This window comes from Ruegeria sp. BA2 (assembly GCF_056539605.1).
Window position 1 is genome coordinate 1 of sequence record NZ_JBQFVE010000005.1, and the last position, 17,228, is coordinate 17,228.

Annotated in this window: 21 protein-coding genes and 1 pseudogene; 18 read left to right on the top strand and 4 right to left on the bottom strand. The window is 53.8% G+C overall.

Annotated features, from left to right (window positions below):
• Positions 1-205: 205 nt before the first annotated feature.
• On the bottom strand, positions 206-847 hold the full coding sequence (locus ACR0NN_RS12225; protein ID WP_170723823.1) for a GntR family transcriptional regulator: 642 nt from the start codon (positions 845-847) through the stop codon (positions 206-208).
• Between the two features lie 131 nt (positions 848-978).
• On the opposite strand from ACR0NN_RS12225, the gene dctP reads away from it, so the two are divergent.
• From dctP to ACR0NN_RS12270, 9 genes are all read left to right on the top strand, one after another.
• Positions 979-1,959, top strand: coding sequence for a TRAP transporter substrate-binding protein DctP (dctP, locus tag ACR0NN_RS12230; protein ID WP_170724208.1), 981 nt, complete (start codon positions 979-981; stop codon positions 1,957-1,959).
• Between the two features lie 64 nt (positions 1,960-2,023).
• Positions 2,024-2,572 carry a TRAP transporter small permease gene (locus tag ACR0NN_RS12235; protein ID WP_170723824.1) on the top strand — a complete coding sequence of 183 codons (549 nt, stop codon included), beginning with the start codon at positions 2,024-2,026 and terminating at the stop codon, positions 2,570-2,572.
• A gap of 2 nt (positions 2,573-2,574) precedes the next feature.
• Entirely contained in the window at positions 2,575-3,891 is a 1,317-nt protein-coding gene (locus tag ACR0NN_RS12240) for a TRAP transporter large permease (RefSeq protein ID WP_170723825.1), read from the top strand.
• 24 nt (positions 3,892-3,915) lie between these two features.
• Complete coding sequence (locus tag ACR0NN_RS12245; protein WP_480684776.1) at positions 3,916-4,701, top strand: maleate cis-trans isomerase family protein; 786 nt, start codon at positions 3,916-3,918, stop codon at positions 4,699-4,701.
• A gap of 55 nt (positions 4,702-4,756) precedes the next feature.
• Positions 4,757-5,572 carry a helix-turn-helix transcriptional regulator gene (locus tag ACR0NN_RS12250; protein ID WP_480684778.1) on the top strand — a complete coding sequence of 272 codons (816 nt, stop codon included), beginning with the start codon at positions 4,757-4,759 and terminating at the stop codon, positions 5,570-5,572.
• Positions 5,573-5,675: 103 nt separating this feature from the next.
• Entirely contained in the window at positions 5,676-6,209 is a 534-nt protein-coding gene (locus ACR0NN_RS12255; RefSeq protein WP_170723826.1) for a YbhB/YbcL family Raf kinase inhibitor-like protein, read from the top strand.
• 55 nt (positions 6,210-6,264) lie between these two features.
• Positions 6,265-6,900, top strand: a complete 636-nt coding sequence (locus ACR0NN_RS12260; protein WP_170723827.1) for a YbhB/YbcL family Raf kinase inhibitor-like protein — start codon at positions 6,265-6,267, stop codon at positions 6,898-6,900.
• A 50-nt stretch (positions 6,901-6,950) separates the two neighbouring features.
• Positions 6,951-7,556 (top strand): flavin reductase family protein, encoded by a 606-nt coding sequence (locus ACR0NN_RS12265; protein ID WP_480684781.1) that lies wholly within the window; start codon positions 6,951-6,953, stop codon positions 7,554-7,556.
• A gap of 165 nt (positions 7,557-7,721) precedes the next feature.
• Positions 7,722-7,868 (top strand): hypothetical protein, encoded by a 147-nt coding sequence (locus ACR0NN_RS12270; protein WP_480684783.1) that lies wholly within the window; start codon positions 7,722-7,724, stop codon positions 7,866-7,868.
• On the opposite strand, the gene ACR0NN_RS12275 is transcribed toward ACR0NN_RS12270, so the two are convergent.
• Complete coding sequence (locus ACR0NN_RS12275; RefSeq protein WP_170723829.1) at positions 7,865-8,881, bottom strand: AraC family transcriptional regulator; 1,017 nt, start codon at positions 8,879-8,881, stop codon at positions 7,865-7,867. The two genes, ACR0NN_RS12270 and ACR0NN_RS12275, sit on opposite strands and share 4 nt — an antisense overlap.
• A gap of 63 nt (positions 8,882-8,944) precedes the next feature.
• On the opposite strand from ACR0NN_RS12275, the gene ACR0NN_RS12280 reads away from it, so the two are divergent.
• The gene (locus tag ACR0NN_RS12280; protein WP_170723830.1) at positions 8,945-9,553 is read left to right on the top strand and encodes a DJ-1/PfpI family protein; all 609 of its coding nucleotides are present in this window, start codon (positions 8,945-8,947) and stop codon (positions 9,551-9,553) included.
• Positions 9,554-9,660: 107 nt separating this feature from the next.
• Here the strand turns inward: ACR0NN_RS12280 and ACR0NN_RS12285 are convergent, their stop codons facing one another.
• The gene (locus tag ACR0NN_RS12285) at positions 9,661-10,413 is read right to left on the bottom strand and encodes an SDR family oxidoreductase (protein WP_170723831.1); all 753 of its coding nucleotides are present in this window, start codon (positions 10,411-10,413) and stop codon (positions 9,661-9,663) included.
• A 220-nt stretch (positions 10,414-10,633) separates the two neighbouring features.
• Between ACR0NN_RS12285 and ACR0NN_RS12290 the strand changes: the two genes are divergently transcribed.
• From ACR0NN_RS12290 to ACR0NN_RS12320, 7 genes are all read left to right on the top strand, one after another.
• Positions 10,634-11,341, top strand: coding sequence for an IS6 family transposase (locus ACR0NN_RS12290; protein WP_170723832.1), 708 nt, complete (start codon positions 10,634-10,636; stop codon positions 11,339-11,341).
• A 189-nt stretch (positions 11,342-11,530) separates the two neighbouring features.
• Complete coding sequence (locus ACR0NN_RS12295) at positions 11,531-11,653, top strand: hypothetical protein (protein WP_480684786.1); 123 nt, start codon at positions 11,531-11,533, stop codon at positions 11,651-11,653.
• A gap of 90 nt (positions 11,654-11,743) precedes the next feature.
• Positions 11,744-12,025 (top strand): HlyU family transcriptional regulator, encoded by a 282-nt coding sequence (locus ACR0NN_RS12300; protein WP_170723833.1) that lies wholly within the window; start codon positions 11,744-11,746, stop codon positions 12,023-12,025.
• A 426-nt stretch (positions 12,026-12,451) separates the two neighbouring features.
• Entirely contained in the window at positions 12,452-13,870 is a 1,419-nt protein-coding gene (locus ACR0NN_RS12305; RefSeq protein ID WP_170723834.1) for a circularly permuted type 2 ATP-grasp protein, read from the top strand.
• 2 nt (positions 13,871-13,872) lie between these two features.
• A complete protein-coding gene (locus tag ACR0NN_RS12310; RefSeq protein WP_170723835.1) occupies positions 13,873-14,814 on the top strand; it encodes an alpha-E domain-containing protein in 942 nt (313 codons plus the stop codon).
• A gap of 4 nt (positions 14,815-14,818) precedes the next feature.
• Complete coding sequence (locus ACR0NN_RS12315) at positions 14,819-15,616, top strand: transglutaminase-like domain-containing protein (protein WP_170684477.1); 798 nt, start codon at positions 14,819-14,821, stop codon at positions 15,614-15,616.
• 11 nt (positions 15,617-15,627) lie between these two features.
• On the top strand, positions 15,628-16,377 hold the full coding sequence (locus ACR0NN_RS12320) for a proteasome-type protease (protein ID WP_170723836.1): 750 nt from the start codon (positions 15,628-15,630) through the stop codon (positions 16,375-16,377).
• A gap of 161 nt (positions 16,378-16,538) precedes the next feature.
• On the opposite strand, the gene ACR0NN_RS12325 is transcribed toward ACR0NN_RS12320, so the two are convergent.
• Positions 16,539-16,694, bottom strand: a complete 156-nt coding sequence (locus tag ACR0NN_RS12325) for an SRPBCC domain-containing protein (protein ID WP_170723837.1) — start codon at positions 16,692-16,694, stop codon at positions 16,539-16,541.
• Between the two features lie 34 nt (positions 16,695-16,728).
• Between ACR0NN_RS12325 and ACR0NN_RS12330 the strand changes: the two are divergent.
• Positions 16,729-17,120: pseudogene (locus tag ACR0NN_RS12330) on the top strand (integrase core domain-containing protein); the annotation flags it as partial.
• Between the last annotated feature and the right edge of the window lie 108 nt (positions 17,121-17,228).

Sequence of the window (17,228 nt, forward strand, 5' to 3'; positions counted from 1 at the left end):
GCTGGCGCTTTCAAAGGCCTTGCAGCTTTCGACACTTGACCTGAGCCGTTCATATAAGTCCGCGAAGTGCTAGTTGGACGACCATCGGATTCTGCGTCTGCAGCGAATGGCAGGAAAGCGGGCTGCGAACGCAGCAAATTTACTGGTATCTGAAAGGCAGGTTTGGGCCGCTATGAACCCAAAACTCAAATGGTGCTTCAAGGAATTATTCCAAGGCTTTCAGCAAACTTGGTAATCGTGCGCCTTGCAGCATGATGTGATCGCGCATCAAAGTGTTCGCAGTTGCTCCATCCTTGTTGAAAATCGCGTCGGCAATCTGCTCATGCTCTTCGACCGATTTTTCCAGTCGACCGACAACTTCATATGGCAAAAGCCGGTAGACGTTGATGCGAGCTTGAAGTCGCTCCAGTTGATCACTGAGCCATTCGTTTCCGGCTGCTCGGTGAATGGCTGCGTGAAATACGAGGTTTGCAGCGGCGTAGGCAGTTGGGTCTTCTTTCGCGGCTGCGTCCTTGCATTGTTGCAAGCCTTCTTGGATCGACTTTTTGTGTGAAAGCGTCAAAGACTCGCTGGCTAAACGCGCCGCCATCCCTTCAAGTTCCGCCGCGACTTCGAATAAGTCGTTCAACTCTTTCGCAGACAAAACGCGTACTATGGCACCTTTGCGAGGCCTCGTTTCGAGAAACCCGCCATCCACCATTGACCTTATCGCTTCGCGTATTGGAGTGCGGCTGACGCCAAATCTTTTGGACAGTTCAGCCTCTTCCAACTGATCGCCAGGCTTCAGTAACCCACTGAAAATCTCGTTTTTTATCTGCTCGATAAGCATATCTGATGCGCGCGGCATGGCTGCTCCTTTCCAACATTTTCATACAGTGCAGCGGATTCCAATTCCATACAAAAAAGCATCAAAAGGATTTTTTTAGTTGCTATATGTATACATATAAGCCATGTAATAATCCACAAGGAGGAATCACAATGAAATATTTTGCACGATCAACTGCATTGGGCTTGGCGCTTTTTGCGGGCAACGCACAGGCGGAAGAGCTGCGCCTCTCTCACCAATGGTCGACCGCAGATGTCAGGCATGAGGTCGCTCAAATCGTTGCTGATGAAGTCGCCGCCGCGGATGTGGATCTTGAGATCAAGATCTTCCCGTCCAAGTCGCTCTTTAAGCCGCGTGAACAGTATCGACCTCTGTCACGGGGGCAGCTTGATATGACGGTTTTCCCGCTGTCCTATGCAGGTGGGCAACAACCGTCATTCAACCTCACCCTGATGCCGGGTCTTGTGAAGAACCACGATCATGCTGCGCGTTTGAGCCAGTCTCCCTTCATGGAGGCGCTCGAAGAAAAGATGGCTGAAGATGACGTGATGGTTCTTGTGCACGGTTATCTGGCAGGCGGCTTTGTCGGTAAGGACAAGTGCATCACCAATCCCTCCGATGTCGAAGGACTGCAAACCCGCGCCGCCGGAAAGTCTTTTGAGCAAATGTTGGTAGGGGCGGGTGCATCGATTACGTCGATGGCCTCGTCAGAAATCTACTCGGCCATGCAGACGGGTGTTTTAGACGCAGCAAACACATCATCTTCTTCGTTTGTGTCCTACCGGATTTTCGAACAGGTCGCGTGTTATACGCCGGCCTCCGACATTGCGCTGTGGTTCCTGTATCAGCCGCTTCTGATGAACAAATCCACGTTTGAAGGCTTGTCGGATGAGCAGCAGGCCGCACTCCTCGCCGCAGCGGAGAAAGCCGAGGCGCATTACCTCGAACAGGCGAAGCTTCAGGACGCGAAATCGGTTGAGGTCTTCAGCGCGGCCGGCGTGGAGATCGCTGAAATGACCGTGGAGGACTTCCAAGATTGGCAAACGCTGGCGCAAGAGACGTCATATGCCACTTTTGTCGCCGAAGTTCCCGGCGGTCAGGAGCTTTTGGATCTCGCTTTGGCCGTCGAATAGCCCTGTTGCGTCCGGGGCCAATGCGCCTCGGACAACATTTTCACTACAGCAAAGGACGCCCGCCATGTCCGGACACGCCCCTGCAGCAATTGCTCGAACGACAAGTGACAACCAAATCGTTCGATCTATCCACAAAGTTTCAAGCGCCGCCGGTTGGTGCTCTGCTTTGATGATCCTGACAGCTGTCGTTCTGACTTGTCAGATGATCTTTGTTCGATTTGTCCTGAATGGATCGACTGTGTGGCAAACAGAGATCGTCGTCTATCTCGTCATCGCCGCAACTCTGGTCGGGTTGCCATTCGTTCAATATCAGCGGGGGCACGTCAATGTTGACTTGATCCCATTGGCACTGCGGGGGCGCGCTCGGTTTGGCCTTGCAGTTCTGACCCTCAGTTTGTCCATCATCATCACGGCGGTGCTGCTATTCTACGGCTACGAGTATTGGCACTTTGCCTACAGGCGTGGTTGGACATCTGACACGGTCACAGCCGTTCCGCTGTGGATCCCGTATCTGTCGCTACCTGTCGGTTTCGGTTTGTTGCTTCTCCAACTTCTCGCTGATCTTGTTGCCCTTTTTACAAAATCTGAAACCCCATTTGGGTTGGAGGCATAACGATGGACCCCCTCATCCTTGGCGCCCTTGTTGGCGTTTGCACTATCCTCGTTCTTTTCTCTGGCGTGTCCGTTGCCATAGGCTTGATGATCGTCTCTGCTGGGTTTTTGTTGGTCTTCGATGGCATTCGGTCGTTAGAGCTGATGCCAGAGATTTTCTTTGGAAAGCTCGACAGCTTTGCGCTTCTCTCGATCCCGATGTTCATCATCATGGGGGCATCTATTGCATCCACACGAGCGGGCGCGGACCTGTATGAAGCACTCGAAAGATGGCTCACGCGCGTCCCCGGCGGGCTGGTGGTCTCGAACCTGGGTGCCTGCGCATTATTCGCTGCAATGTCCGGTTCGAGCCCCGCAACTTGCGCTGCGATTGGCAAAATGGGCATTCCAGAAATGCGCAAACGCGGCTACCCGGAAGGGATCGCAACGGGTTCTATCGCGGCAGGCGGCACGCTGGGTATCCTGATCCCGCCTTCGGTCACGATGATCGTCTACGGGATCGCGACAGAGACTTCGATTGGCCGTCTGTTCCTGGCTGGTGTCTTACCCGGTCTGCTTTTGGTGGGGCTCTTCATGGTTTGGTCGCTCTACGCGACCTGGCGATCCGGCGATACCGCGCTGCTGACCGCGCGCAGTTATTCCTGGAGGCAAAAGTTCGAAGTTCTGCCGCGTGTTCTGCCGTTCGTCGCCATCATCATCGGCGTTCTTTACACCATGTACGGCGGCGTTGCCACGCCGTCAGAAACGGCAGCAGTCGGCGCGATCCTGTGCCTTGTCGTGGCCATCGTTATCTACAAACTTTGGGACATCCACAAAATCTGGATGATCCTGCAGGACAGCACCAAGGAAAGCGTGATGATCCTGTTCATCATCGCCGCGGCTGGCGTGTTCTCTTACATGCTGTCGAGCCTTTTCATCACGCAAAGCATTGCGACCTGGATCGGGACGCTGGATGTGAACCCTTGGGTTTTGATGATTGCAGTGAACATCTTCCTGATCATTGCGGGCTTCTTCCTTCCACCCGTTGCAGTGATCCTGATGGCGGCGCCGATCTTGTTGCCGATCATCACGACTGCTGGCTTTGATCCAATCTGGTTTGCAGTGATCCTGACGATCAACATGGAAATCGGGCTGATCTCTCCACCCGTTGGCCTGAATCTTTATGTCATAAACGGTATCGCCCCGGATATTTCGTTGAAGACCATCCTTACCGGTTCCCTCCCTTTCGTCGCCTGCATGTTGATCGCCATCATTTTGCTTTGTGTCTTCCCGGGCATCGCAACCTGGTTGCCCGAAGCCGTCATGGGCCCCGCGCTCTAACCCTATCTCCTGAAAGGAAAGACCATGTCTTTTGCTACAAAGTACCGCCGCGTTGGCCTGATTGTTCCCAGCTCTAACGTCACCATGGAAACGGAAATTCCTGCGCTTTTGAAAGCGCGGGGGACGATCCTGCCTGATCGTTTCGCGTTCCACTCGTCTCGCATGCGGATGAAAAGTGTGGTGAAGGAAGAGCTTGAGGCTATGGACGCAGATAGCCAGCGTTGCGCGGTCGAGCTGTCCGACGCAGCAGTCGAAGTACAGGCTTATGCGTGTCTGGTCGCGATTATGTCCATGGGGTTGGGCTATCACCGAAAATCCGAAGCCAAACTCAATCAAGCGACCGTCGACAATGGATGCCCGACTCCTGTCCTGAACTCTGCGGGCGCGCTCATCGATGGAATGAAGGATCTCGGGATCAAAAAGGTCTCGATCATCTGCCCGTATATGAAGCCGCTCACGAAAATGGTTGTGGATTATATCGAGAACGAGGGTATCGAAGTGCAGGACTTCCTTGCACTGGAAATTCCGGACAACCTCAAAGTCGCGTCACAAGACCCAACAGCTCCTGCCGAGCTTTGGCGCAAGCTTGATACACGCGGTGTCGATGCCATTGTTGCATCTGCCTGTGTCCAAATGCCGTCGCTCCCATCAATCGAAATGATTGAACGTGCGTCCGGACTTCCAACTCTGTCAGCCGCCGTTGCAACGACGCGCCAAATATTACGTCGTCTGGATTTGACTGAGGTTGCACCGGGCGGCGGTGCACTGCTGTCAAACGGCATGACAGCGTCCTTGCAAGAAGTGGCCTGATTATTTTCTGCGCTGCTCTCCCGTGGGGCAGCGTATTTCCAAGCGAGACCAAATCGTGAACCGTAAACCGAAAACTGAAGCTTTAGAAGTGTCGCATCAGGTATCCATCTATCCGATTACTCAAGCGACAACAGCAACGTTTACGGAACTCTATTTTCGGCTGACTTTCCTGTTCTTTATTCAACGCGGCAGCAAATACGTTCTGCACCCGACCCAAGGCGAAATGCTTGGCGAAGAAGGGGATTTGATGATCTTTCCACCGGGCGCCATGGTCACCATGGAAAACCGGCCGGTCATGAATGAAACCTACCGCGCTTTGGGAGTCTGCTTTTCTCACGATTTGGTGGATGGCGTTTTCTCTGATGTGCCCAAAACGCAGGCTGAAAGGGGCGTCCAAATTGTTAGAGCTTCAGAGCATAATCCGTCTGATATCCTCAGCTTGATCACAGATACGCTGAACAACGCCTCGCTTCCGGAAATGATCAAACAGCATCGACTACTGGAGCCTTTGCTCTGGCTGCGCGCTCAGGGATTCAATCTGCCGACGCAAGTTGAAGACGATCCAATCAGTCGAGTCCGCCGCTTGATTGAAACGGACCTTAGCCATCCATGGATGGCCGGGGAAGTCGCCGACCATTTCGCGAAGAGCGAAGCCACCATGCGACGATGGCTGTCAAAAACAGGTCACGGGTTTGCGAAGATTTTATTGCACACGCGATTGGAACGAGGGTTGAGTCTGCTGCAAACCACAGACAGCCAAATCTCCGCAATCGCAATGGATTGCGGTTTTAAAACGCCATCTCATTTTTCGGACGCTTTCCAAAATAGGTTCGGGATCAGGCCAAAAGACATCCGTTCAGCGAAAGGTTGATCGAATTTCGACATTAGTTGCGTGGCTGCCGGAGGCGGCACCTGCGCGTGGTGTTTAATTTAGTTCCATCGACAATACCAAAGTTCGGGAAAGGAACTGAACAATGCTACGCACAACTCTTCTTGCGTCCCTGCTGGCCGCAAGCGGTTTGGCTTCCTCTGCTGCGGCGGATACCTTCAAACTGACCAGCCCTCATATCGCAGAAGGCACGCAGCTTGACGCAGCCCAGGTTTTCCAGGGCTTTGGTTGTGAAGGCGGTAACGTTGCCCCGACACTGGCCTGGACCGGCGCACCTGAGGGTACTGAAAGTTTCGCGGTCACGGTCTACGACCCAGATGCGCCAACTGGTTCTGGCTGGTGGCACTGGTTCGCTTTCAACATCCCGGCAGAAGTAAGTGAATTGCCCAGCGGCGCGGCGGTCCCGAAAGGTGTAGTGGAACTGACCAACGACTATGGCGCGGAAGGCTTCGGCGGCGCATGCCCACCGCCGGGTGAGGTGCACCGCTACAACTTCACGGTTCATGCTCTCGGCACCACTCTGGAGTTGGACAACTCCGTCAGCAATGCACTGGCCGGGTTCATGGTGAACGCCAACAGCCTGGCCTCTTCCACCATCACAGCCGTCTACAATCGTTAACCACTTGCGCCTCGGGTTGGCACCGGGGCGTGACGTTTCCTTAAGGAGAACACCCATGAAAACTACAATCAACAGCTTTGCCAATGGCTCACCGATACCCGCTAAGTTCGCCTTTGGAAGAATTCCGACCAAAGGTCGCTTCGCATTGTCGAATAACGTGAACCCTTCGATCGCGTGGAACGACGCACCTGAAGGTACAAAGTCCTTCGCCATCATTTGCCATGACCCAGATGTTCCATCATCCGGAGACGATGTTAATCAAGAGGGTAGAACGGTTCCAGCCGATCTGCCACGTGTTGATTTTTACCACTGGGTTGTAGTGAACATTCCAGCGAATGTATCCGAGATTTCAGAGGGCGCAGACAGTCTTGGGGTTACGGCCAAAGGCAAAACCGCGGGCCAGCGTTCCTACGGCCGTACCGGGATCAACAGCTACACAGACTGGTTTGCTGGCGATGATGAAATGGGCGGGAACTACGGCGGTTATGACGGCCCGTGCCCACCTTGGAACGACAGCATCATCCATCACTACCACTTTACTGTCTATGCATTGGACATTGACCAGCTGGATCTACACGGATCCTTTACCGGGGCAGACGCGCTGGCGGCCATGAAAGGTCATGTCCTGGCAAATGTCTCCCATATCGGCACCTACAGCATGAACCCCGACGTAGTTGCCTTAGCAGTCTAATCACCGGGAGCCTCTTAAAGGCGAGGCTTCCGCTCCCCAAGGGTCGACCCATGTTTTACGAACCGCAAAACGGCCACGGTCTGCCGCACAATCCCTTCAACGCGCTCATCACACCAAGACCGATTGGCTGGATTTCCACCCGCGGCGCAGATGGATCGGAGAACCTCGCACCGTATTCGTTCTTCAATGGTGTCTCTTACTCCCCTCCGCAGGTCATGTTTGCATCAACGTCCAGCAAAGAGGGCCGCCAACGCGGTAAAGACTCTATCGGCAACGTGATCGATACAGGGGTATTCTGTGTCAACGTAGTCGGGCACGAAATGCGCGACGCGATGAACAAGACCTCTTTGTCGGCTAGCCGCGATGTCGATGAATTTGAACTCGCCGGGCTCGAACGCACTGAATGCGAAACGATCCCTTGTTCACGTGTGGGCCACGCCCCTGCGAGTATGGAGTGTAAACTGACCAAGGTTGTAGACCTGCCTGGCAGCTCCAATATCGTAGCCTTTGGTGAAGTCACAGGCATTCACCTCAACGAAAAATATCTGATCAATGGCATCTTCGATGTTACCAAGTTCCAACCCTTGGCACGTTTGGGCTACCAGGACTATGCGCGCGTGACAGAGCTGTTCAGCCTCAAGCGGCCAAGCGGGTAAATCTCTTCAAAGGGCAGAGGAATTGATTTTTTTCTGGGCAAGCCAGTCAGACAGAGACAAAAACTCCTAGGTTGGCAAATTACTTCACGTCGGCCATCAGTAGCTTTGTTGCGCTTAGAGAGTTATTTGACCAATGGCCGTGCCACACTGCAGCGAACGGCAGCTATGCATATTGCGACCGCAGCATATGGAGAGGGTGCCCAAGGTCTGCTAAGGGCCGTTCGCCACACTCATTTTCAGGCCGTGGGCGCCATGCTGGCAAGTGACGGCGCTGAGCTAATAGGTCTCGAACCAAACTGGCATCTGGATTAGCCGTCTCGAAACATCGACTGGTAGTTTGAGGGTGATGTGCGGAGGTGTCTGTGGAACGCTCTGCGCATCCTCTCTTGATCGCGAAAGCCGCAGGTCTTCGCCACAGACTTCATGTTGTGCTTCGCCTCAATTAGAAGGTTGCGTGCGGCATCCACCCTCATCTTCTCAAGGGAGTGGGCGGGGGGCAAACCCACGCTCGCGGCATAACGACGCGAGAAACTTCGGGAACTCATTGAGCATCTTTCGGCCATATCGCTGACGCTGATGGATTGGGCCAAGTTGTGCCTCAACCAGTCATGCAACGCCGCAAACTCGCCTTCAGCATCGCGCGTTTGGCGCGCAAGATCAGAACTAAATTGCGACTGGCCCGATGATCGGATCATGGGCGTGACCAGTGATCTGGCCAATTGCAAGGCAGGCGCGGACCCCAAGTCTTCACGGACAATGGCGAGTGCCATATCAATGCCTGCAGTGATGCCAGCAGACGTCCAGACCGAGCCATCCTTTATGAAGATCGGGTCCTCTTCGACTTCGACGCTAGGAAACCGCTCTGCAAGCAGGCTGCAATCCTCCCAATGGGTCACTGCTCGACACCCATCAAGCAACCCCGCCTTCGCAAGGACAAACGCACCGCAACAGATTGAGCAGATGCGCCTTGCGTGTCTCGACATCTCTTTTATTCCACAGACCAACCTCGCATCGGTTTCCGCAACCTCCGCCCCGTCGCCACCAACAACAACCAAAGTGTCGATCCGCACCGCATTTGATCCATCGTAGAGCTCGAAAAGGGGCACAGTGTCTATCGGAACGATTGTATTCGTTGAGACCGGACCTCCTTCAACGGATGCGACATGGGTGTTGTAGGCAAGATCACCGGTGCCGCTCTCGCAAGCTCGGCTGAAGACGTGCAGAGGCCCAACTAGGTCAAGCAGAACGATGCCAGGATAGACAACAAACACGACGTTCGGTTTGTCGGGGTCGGGATTAGGTAGATTGGCATGATTAGGGGGCATGTTGTCATTTATGCCACCGGCAGGACCATTTATCTAGTGAAAGGCAGTTGATGGAGACACGCTATGAAAACGCTGGCCGCTTTGGTTTTTCCCGGGTTCCAAACGCTGGATTTCTTTGGGCCGATGGAGATGCTGGGAGATCCTAAATATGAGATCGAGATCATAACCGTTGCACAAAAGAACGCCCCGGTGACTAGCCGCCATGGTCAAAGGATCGTGCCCGACATCACTATCGCTGAACGTTCCACTTACGACTTTCTATTGATCCCTGGTGGGGATGCTGCGTTAAAAGAATGTACCAATGCAGAGATGCTTCAGTGGATAAGGGACGTCTCCGTTTCAGCGGAACGTGTGATGGCCGTTTGCACAGGCACAATTGTCTTAGGAATGACCGGCCTGCTGGATGAAAGACGTGCAACAACCAACAAGCAAGACTATACTGCGACTATCCATCACGCGCCCAAGGTCGATTGGGTGAAAGAGGCACGATGGGTTGAAGACGGGAAGTTCTATACGTCCTCTGGTGTCTCAGCAGGCATGGATATGGCTTTGGCTGTCCTCGCAAATCTCTATGGTGAACAGAAAGCCGAAGAAACGGCAGTTGGTACGGAATATTCATGGCACCGAAATCCACATCAGGACCCTTTTGCAAAACTCGCCGGGTTGGTGTGATGGTTGAGGTGGACCCGTTCCCTCATCGTGAAAGCAGCCAGAAACGAAGGCACACAACTGGTTTTGCGTCAACGGCTTGCCAGAAGGCCGAGCTGTGGATTGCGCTTCTAGCCTTTCGTTACGGAGTTGCCACCGTCAGCGGTCATGGCGCTGCCCGTAACGAACGAGGACTGATCCGAGATTAGGAACAGAGCGGCCTTCGCAATTTCTTCTGCTTCCGCCATACGTTTAAGAGCATGAATGCTGGCGACCCGCTCGTGCGCCTTGGGGTCGTCGCCCGCCATTTCGGTTTTAGTTCCACCCGGCAAGAGAGCATTTACACGAATGTTCTCGGTACCATGTTCTACGGCCAGAACCTGTGTCAGCCCAATAAGACCCGCTTTGGAAGCGGCATAGGCCGCCATGCCCGGGAGACCGATTGTGTGACCCACAAATGTTGAGGTGAACACGATTGAGCCACCGCCTCGCTTGTTCAGCGACGGAATCTGATGCTTTGCCGCATGAAACGCACTGGTCAGGTTGGTTGCAATGACATTGTCCCAATTGGCGTTTGTCATTTCTGTAATCGGTCCCATGTCTCCCATGACACCGGCGTTATTGAAGGCTGCGTCAAGCCCGCCGAATTCAGCTTTCGCCAATTCGACTAACTCTTCCGCGTAGGACAAATCAGCGACATCTCCCGCCAGAAAGGCCGCTCGTCCGCCGCTGTCGTGGATCTTGTAGCTGAGGCCAGCCAAACGGCTTTCCCTCCGAGCTCCAAGCACAACGTTGGCGCCGTTTGCGGCAAAAAGCGCAGCCGCCGCCTCACCAATTCCTCTGCTTGCACCTGTGATGATCACAGTCTTGTTCTCAAGTAGCATAATATCTCCAGTTCTGAACTTTCGAGCAGGAGATACGTTTGTGCCAATGTCGGAACGATCCATTTCTTGCGCTTCCTGAGGTCTTGTCAGAAGAACTTTGCTTGAGCGCTGCAGGGCGGTTGGTCCGCGCAGCAACATACATTGAATTCTACAGAACGTCTGCGGTCTTGTAAGAGTAACTTGGCTTGAGGCGGGCAGGGCGGTTGCGTAACTTTTGCCCATGACCAGACCTGCCTCTTTCAAATACTTCAAAACCAGTCCCGAGATCATCCGCCTTGCTGTGATGTTGTACGTCCGTTTCCCGCTCTCGCTTCGGAATGTCGAAGATCTGTTGCACGAGCAAGGCATCGACGTGAGCCACGAAACTGTCCGATATTGGTGGAACAGGTTCGGGCCGGTGTTTGCTGCTGAGATCAGACGGAAGCGTGTTCAGCAACTGCGCGCGTTCTCGAAATGGAAGTGGCACGTGGACGAGGTTTTCGTGAAGGTAAATGGCAAGCGGCGTTATCTTTGGCGGGCTGTTGATCACGAAGGTGAGGTACTGGAAGCCGTTGTCACCAATCGCCGAAACAAGCAAGCGGCATTGAAATTCCTCAAGAAATTGATGAAGCGGCACGGTTGCGCCGAGGAGGTCTTCACAGATCGCTTCGCTTCTTACAAGGCTGCGCTTAGAGAAATGGGCGTGCTCGAAAAACAAAGGACGGGCAGGTGGCTCAACAACCGCGTCGAGAACTCGCACCTGCCTTTCCGACGACGCGAACGCGCGATGCAACGTTTCAGGCGCATGCGAAGTTTACAGAAATTCGCCTCCGTTCATTCCTCCGTCTACAACCACTTCAATCAGGAAAGATCGCTCACCAGTCGAGACACCTTCAAGCTGACCCGCGCCGCCGCTCTTACCGAGTGGCGTAAACTTTGTTCCGGATAGGTTCACGGCTTCCGCGGCAAACTGACACTGATTCGAATTCGTCTGACAGCACCTTTCTAGGCTCCTTACAGATGTCCCTAACTTACAAATACAGCTTTACTTCCGATTTGTCCGCGCTCTGTGAATTCGTCCAACCACAGATTTCGCAGGCGCGGCGAAGGTCTGGAATGACGGGCGCGCGCCGCAGCAATGAGACTATGCGATGAAAGTCCGCTCTGGACCGTCCGTGCAAAGGAAAGTGGTGCCGAGGAATGGGCCTTCACTGCGGATCGGGACGTAATGGGTTACGCACGGACCGCGCTATCAGACTAAGAACCAGTGCTCTGATAGCACGACATGGTTCACGTATGCCTTAATCGGCGTTAGTCTCCGGTCATAGAAGCGCTGAAAAGGAGCCGCCCAATGTCCCTATTCTCTAAGCTCTTCGGTGGCGTCGAAAAGTCGGAGTCGGAGCCAGTCTCATACAAAGGATTTGAGATCTTCCCCGACCTGATGCCCGAAGGCGGCAAGTACCGTCTTTTGGCCCGTATCGAAAAAACCATCGATGGAGATCGCAAGACCCATACGGTGATCCGGGCAGATGTTTTTGAAACCCGGGATCAGGGTGAAAGCTTCAGCATCGCCAAGGCGAAGCAGGTGATTGACGAGCAGGGCGAACGCATTTTCGCCTCAGTAAACAGGTAACCTAATGTAAGCGCGCAATCGACGGGTGCCATTTGGACGGCATCTGGCGAGCCACGTATGAGTAGGTTACAACTTGCAAGTCGGACTGCTGCAGGCCTTAGGCGGGCCGCACCGCAGCGAAGGTGACCAGGGTCGAACGGCAGGAATGGACCGGCCTGGAAGTCAGCCCCTGCCCTGGACGTGGCGATGCTGCGCTGCCATCGATGGCGGCAGAGAGCCCAAATTGGACGTTCCGGTTCCGGGAAAACCAGGCACTGCTCAGCGCAGTTCAATAAATTTGGTCCGAGCTAACGACGCCAACTGCGCTATGTTGCTAAGACCATCATACATCTCAAGATGCCTTTATTTTATGCGTTTAATCGGAAGACCCCGGACAACCGAACTCAAATAACTTGAATATTCTGAGTTGATCGTGAGACTTATGTTATGAGTGAGTATTTTGATGAAATGATCAACGGCGATGGATCGCTCAGAGGTCCGTATGAAGAAATAGGCCGCTGGTTCAATGCTGAAGACGCCTCACGGCTGAGGGCGAAACAGCGCGAAGCCGAAGAAGTTTTCAGGCTAACAGGTATCACCTTTAACGTGTACGGCAAAGCCGAGGCCGAGGAACGTCTGATACCGTTTGATATCGTGCCACGTGTCATTTCGGCGCGAGAATGGCAGCGATTGGAACGCGGTATCGAGCAGCGGGTACGGGCAATTAACGCATTTTTACATGACATTTATCATCGTCAGGAAATTGTACGGGCCGGGCGCGTGCCGGCTGAGATGATTGCCGGTAACGAAGCGTTCCTGCCGCAGATGCTTGGTGTCTCACCGCCCGGCCAGGTTTATACGCACATTGTCGGCGTCGATCTGGTGCGAACCGGACCAGACGAGTTTTTCGTTCTGGAAGACAATGCCCGTACGCCATCCGGGGTCAGCTATATGCTAGAGAACCGGGAAACGATGCTAAAGATGTTCCCCGAGCTTTTTAGCGCGACAAATGTTCGGAATGTTTCTGACTACCCCCGCAATCTGCGGCGGTCGCTTGCAGCCTGCGCACCAGCTTGCGCAGACGGAGAGCCGACCGTCGCGGTGTTAACCCCCGGCATCTATAATTCGGCCTACTACGAACATGCCTTTCTTGCGGATCAAATGGCCGTGGAATTGGTCGAAGGCCACGACCTTCGGGTTGTAGATGGTCGCGTCTGCATGCGCACAACCAGAGGCTATACTCCCATCGACGTGCTTTATCGCCGGGTTGATGACGACTACTTGGATCCGCTGAATTTCAACCCTGATAGCGCATTGGGCGTGCCAGGCATTCTGGACGTTTACCGCGCGGGCGGCATCACGATCGCCAACGCGCCGGGAACAGGCATAGCCGATGACAAGGCTATCTATTCCTACATGCCCGAGATAGTTGAGTTTTACACGGGCGAGAAGCCTTTGCTTCAGAATGTTCCTACCTGGCGGTGCGGCGACCCCGACTCTCTGTCCTACGTACTGGACAATCTATCCGAGCTTGTTGTGAAAGAAGTGCATGGGTCGGGCGGCTACGGGATGCTGATCGGGCCGACTGCCAGCAAAAAAGAGATTTCGGCTTTCCGGGATAAGCTCAAATCGCGGCCTGCGAACTATATTGCCCAGCCGACATTGTCGCTTTCGACAGTTCCGATTTTCGCGCGTTCGGGACTTGCGCCCAGACATGTTGACCTGCGGCCGTTTGTTCTGGTGTCTCCAGACGGGATCAAGATAACACCCGGCGGTCTGACCCGGGTCGCCTTGAAGAAAGGATCACTGGTCGTGAACTCGAGTCAGGGCGGCGGGACCAAAGATACCTGGGTTCTGGAGGACTGACCATGCTGGGAAAAACTGCTGGTGGTTTGTTCTGGATGTCCCGATATCTTGAGAGGGCGGAAAACACGGCCCGGCTGCTTGAAACGGGTCAGAGGATGGCGTTGACCCGAACCAAGAATTCGGCTGAGGAATGGGGTTCTGTTCTGAAAACAGCCGGAGTACTAGACGGGTACTATATCAAGTACGATGAGGTATCGAAAGACAACGCTGTCGATTGGGTCCTACGGGATGCGGACAATCCATCCTCGATCAAGTCCGTTATCAAACAGGCAAGAGACAACGCGCGCCTCGTTCGGACTGCGCTGACCCATGATGTTTGGAGCGCGGTAAATTCCACCTGGATGCAGATTGATAATTCCATGAAGCGTCGCGTGAATGAGCGAGACTTGCCGGCGATGCTGGAGCTTATTCGCCAGCAGGCGGCTCTGGTCCGTGGTGCCACATTGGGAACCATGCTGCGCAATGACATGTTCGACTTCACTCGCATTGGTACGTTTGTCGAGCGGGCCGACAACACCGGACGCATATTGGATGTGAAGTATTACGTTCTTTTGCCCACAGCCTTCTCAGTCGGCTCATCTCTGGACAATATCCAATGGGAAAGCATCCTCCGTTCCGTCGGCGCGGGCGGGGGGTATCGGATTACACATGGTGAAAAAACCCGACCGTCAGATATTGCTCGGTTCCTGATCCTGGATCAGCGAATGCCGCGCAGTCTTCACTTCTGCTGCAGAAAGATTCAAGAGAACCTATCTTATCTGAAAAAAGACTATGGTTTTGCCGGACCTTCGTGTGAGGCGTCAAATACTCTCTACGAGAAATACCTGGACCAGAAGATTTCCGATATCTTTGAATTTGGGCTTCATGAGTACATTCAGGATTTTTTGACGGATCTCGGCAACTTAAGCCGTCAAATCGAGATTGATTATCGGTTCTACGAGTAGCCAAATGAAACTGCACATTCGACACGAGACACGATACGACTTCGACGCGCCGGTCCCCTTCGGGCTGCAGCAACTGAGGAAGACTCCAAAGTCATTTCGCAATCAGAGCATTGTGAGTTGGAACACCCAAATCACCGGCGGTCGCAAAGAGCTGGCATTTGAAGACTACCATCGCAACACCGTGGAATTGATTAGTTTCGACGCGAACACCCAAAGTATCTCGTTGATCTCCGAAGGCGTTGTAGAGGTAGAAGACACCCACGGCGTTTTGGGGCGTCACGAAGGGTCGACGCCCTTGTGGCTGTTCAAAAGGGGCACCACGCAGACGACGCCTGGAAAAGGGGTTGCCGAATTGATAGGCGCTTTGCCCAAATGTGAACTGCTGGAACAGATGCATGCTCTGTCCGAAAAAATTCGAGCTCAGGTCGCGTACCAAATTGGAGGTTCGCACCCAAGCTGGAGCGCGGAAGATGCACTCAAAGCTGGGCGCGGCGTGTGTCAGGACCACGCGCATATCTTCATTACATGCGCGCGACAGATTGGAGTGCCAGCACGCTACGTATCGGGTTACTTGATGATGAACGAAACGGAACTTCAAGACGCGACCCATGCCTGGGCCGAAGTGCATTTGCACGGGCTTGGATGGGTCGGGTTTGACGTTTCAAACGGGATTTCGCCTGACGATCGATACGTACGCGTCGCAACCGGGCTGGACTATGCCCAAGCCGCACCGGTAATAGGGAATAGAATTGGGACAGCGGGCGAGCAATTGACAGTGCAGTTGCAGGTCGCACAGCAGTAACGGAGAGTTTGATGACCTATGCTGTGGGCATGCGGCTGAATCGTGGGCTGGTGTTCATGTCCGATACGCGCACGAATGCAGGCGTGGACAATGTTTCGACCTTCAACAAGATGTTCAACTGGACAATCGAAGGGGACCGGTCGATCACAATCCTAACGGCTGGCAACTTGGCTACTACTCAAGCCACAATAAGCCTTCTGGAAGAGCGAACAAAAGCGCCGGCAGATCGTTCACCATCGATCTTGGAGGCGCCGACAATGTTTCAAGTCGCGCAACTGGTCGCGGCTACGCTGAACGACGTCATCGAGGAGCATGCCCGGTCTGGCCAACAAGCTGACAGCGCTTTTCACGCGACACTCATTCTGGGAGGCCAGATCAAGGGCGGCCCGTCTCGCTTGTTTCTGATCTACCCTGAAGGCAACTTTATCGAAGCGGGTGACGACACCCCGTTCTTTCAGATCGGAGAGACAAAGTATGGTCGCCCAATTCTAGTACGAGCCTATGATCCGGAAATGAGCTTTCCGGAAGCTGTTAAACTCTTGCTTGTGAGTTTCGACTCTACAATCAAAGCCAATTTATCCGTCGGAGCTCCGCTTGATCTGCTTCTGTACAATGAAGACAGCCTTGAAAGTGGTGTGCGATCCAGGTTTGAACCCGACGATCACTACTTTCGCGCTATTTCAGAAGGGTGGGGTGACGCGTTGAAATCTGCGTTATCCAAGCTTCCAGAATACAATTTATCGGGAAAACTGGACGGTTGAACGTCTGCTAAGTCCGCATTGCGTGAGTTTGACCCGCATCGGATATTGTATTTGCAGCGAATGACCGTAAAGCGGGCTGCGACCGCAGCATCGCGCGCCAGTGGTCAATGGCAGGAAGTGCCTTCTAACTCGTGACCGAGGAACCTGCTGAGATGGAGCAGTTATTCCGGCCAGCCTTGCGACAGGCTGGATCGGTCGGACGCCGTCGTTTTGCCCTGGTGTGTCGAGGTCAGTCGTGTGCCGCCTTCTATGGCTGAAAGTTCAAATGTAACCAGGGTTGGTAAATCGAGGTCCGTACTGCGCCATTCCCATGTCATCGAGTTTGGGGGATCTATTGCGACCACACGGCATTCGGTTAGAGTGAAGCGGAAGCTGAACTCGACCAATGTAATCGACGTCCTGACAGACCTGTTCGTACTACGCGGCGCGCCGAGTTTCGTACGTTCTGACAATGGGCCGGAATTTGTCGCCCAGGTTGTCCGAGACTGGATCGCCGCCGTTGGGTGGACGGCTTACATCGAACCTGGCAGCCCGTGGGAGAACGGATATTGCGAGAGCTTCAACGGGAGAATGGGGATGAACTGCTCACCGGCGAGATTTTCTACAGCTTGCGCGAGGCTCAAATTCTGATCGAACAATGGAGAAAACACTACAACAGAAAACGACCCCACAGTGCATTGGGCTATCGCCCGCAAGCGCCCGAAACCATCATCCCAATAGACCACAGGCCAACGATGCACTAACAGTCAATTTCGACCAGACAGATGAGGCTGCTTGCAGTCTTTGCCCGCAACTCGGTAGTAGCCTCGTTTATCTTTTTTGTTAGTTGTTGGTAGGAAACCGTCGTTTGG

Excerpts from the sequence above, each read along its gene's own strand:
- ACR0NN_RS12225 (WP_170723823.1), bottom strand. The coding sequence starts at position 847 with ATGCCGCGCGCATCAGATATGCTTATCGAGCAGATAAAAAACGAGATT.
- dctP (WP_170724208.1), top strand. The coding sequence starts at position 979 with ATGAAATATTTTGCACGATCAACTGCATTGGGCTTGGCGCTTTTTGCG.
- ACR0NN_RS12235 (WP_170723824.1), top strand. The coding sequence starts at position 2,024 with ATGTCCGGACACGCCCCTGCAGCAATTGCTCGAACGACAAGTGACAAC.
- ACR0NN_RS12240 (WP_170723825.1), top strand. The coding sequence starts at position 2,575 with ATGGACCCCCTCATCCTTGGCGCCCTTGTTGGCGTTTGCACTATCCTC.
- ACR0NN_RS12245 (WP_480684776.1), top strand. The coding sequence starts at position 3,916 with ATGTCTTTTGCTACAAAGTACCGCCGCGTTGGCCTGATTGTTCCCAGC.
- ACR0NN_RS12255 (WP_170723826.1), top strand. The coding sequence starts at position 5,676 with ATGCTACGCACAACTCTTCTTGCGTCCCTGCTGGCCGCAAGCGGTTTG.
- ACR0NN_RS12260 (WP_170723827.1), top strand. The coding sequence starts at position 6,265 with ATGAAAACTACAATCAACAGCTTTGCCAATGGCTCACCGATACCCGCT.
- ACR0NN_RS12265 (WP_480684781.1), top strand. The coding sequence starts at position 6,951 with ATGTTTTACGAACCGCAAAACGGCCACGGTCTGCCGCACAATCCCTTC.
- ACR0NN_RS12270 (WP_480684783.1), top strand. The coding sequence starts at position 7,722 with ATGCATATTGCGACCGCAGCATATGGAGAGGGTGCCCAAGGTCTGCTA.
- ACR0NN_RS12275 (WP_170723829.1), bottom strand. The coding sequence starts at position 8,881 with ATGCCCCCTAATCATGCCAATCTACCTAATCCCGACCCCGACAAACCG.
- ACR0NN_RS12280 (WP_170723830.1), top strand. The coding sequence starts at position 8,945 with ATGAAAACGCTGGCCGCTTTGGTTTTTCCCGGGTTCCAAACGCTGGAT.
- ACR0NN_RS12285 (WP_170723831.1), bottom strand. The coding sequence starts at position 10,413 with ATGCTACTTGAGAACAAGACTGTGATCATCACAGGTGCAAGCAGAGGA.
- ACR0NN_RS12290 (WP_170723832.1), top strand. The coding sequence starts at position 10,634 with ATGACCAGACCTGCCTCTTTCAAATACTTCAAAACCAGTCCCGAGATC.
- ACR0NN_RS12295 (WP_480684786.1), top strand. The coding sequence starts at position 11,531 with ATGAGACTATGCGATGAAAGTCCGCTCTGGACCGTCCGTGCAAAGGAA.
- ACR0NN_RS12300 (WP_170723833.1), top strand. The coding sequence starts at position 11,744 with ATGTCCCTATTCTCTAAGCTCTTCGGTGGCGTCGAAAAGTCGGAGTCG.
- ACR0NN_RS12305 (WP_170723834.1), top strand. The coding sequence starts at position 12,452 with ATGAGTGAGTATTTTGATGAAATGATCAACGGCGATGGATCGCTCAGA.
- ACR0NN_RS12310 (WP_170723835.1), top strand. The coding sequence starts at position 13,873 with ATGCTGGGAAAAACTGCTGGTGGTTTGTTCTGGATGTCCCGATATCTT.
- ACR0NN_RS12315 (WP_170684477.1), top strand. The coding sequence starts at position 14,819 with ATGAAACTGCACATTCGACACGAGACACGATACGACTTCGACGCGCCG.
- ACR0NN_RS12320 (WP_170723836.1), top strand. The coding sequence starts at position 15,628 with ATGACCTATGCTGTGGGCATGCGGCTGAATCGTGGGCTGGTGTTCATG.
- ACR0NN_RS12325 (WP_170723837.1), bottom strand. The coding sequence starts at position 16,694 with ATGACATGGGAATGGCGCAGTACGGACCTCGATTTACCAACCCTGGTT.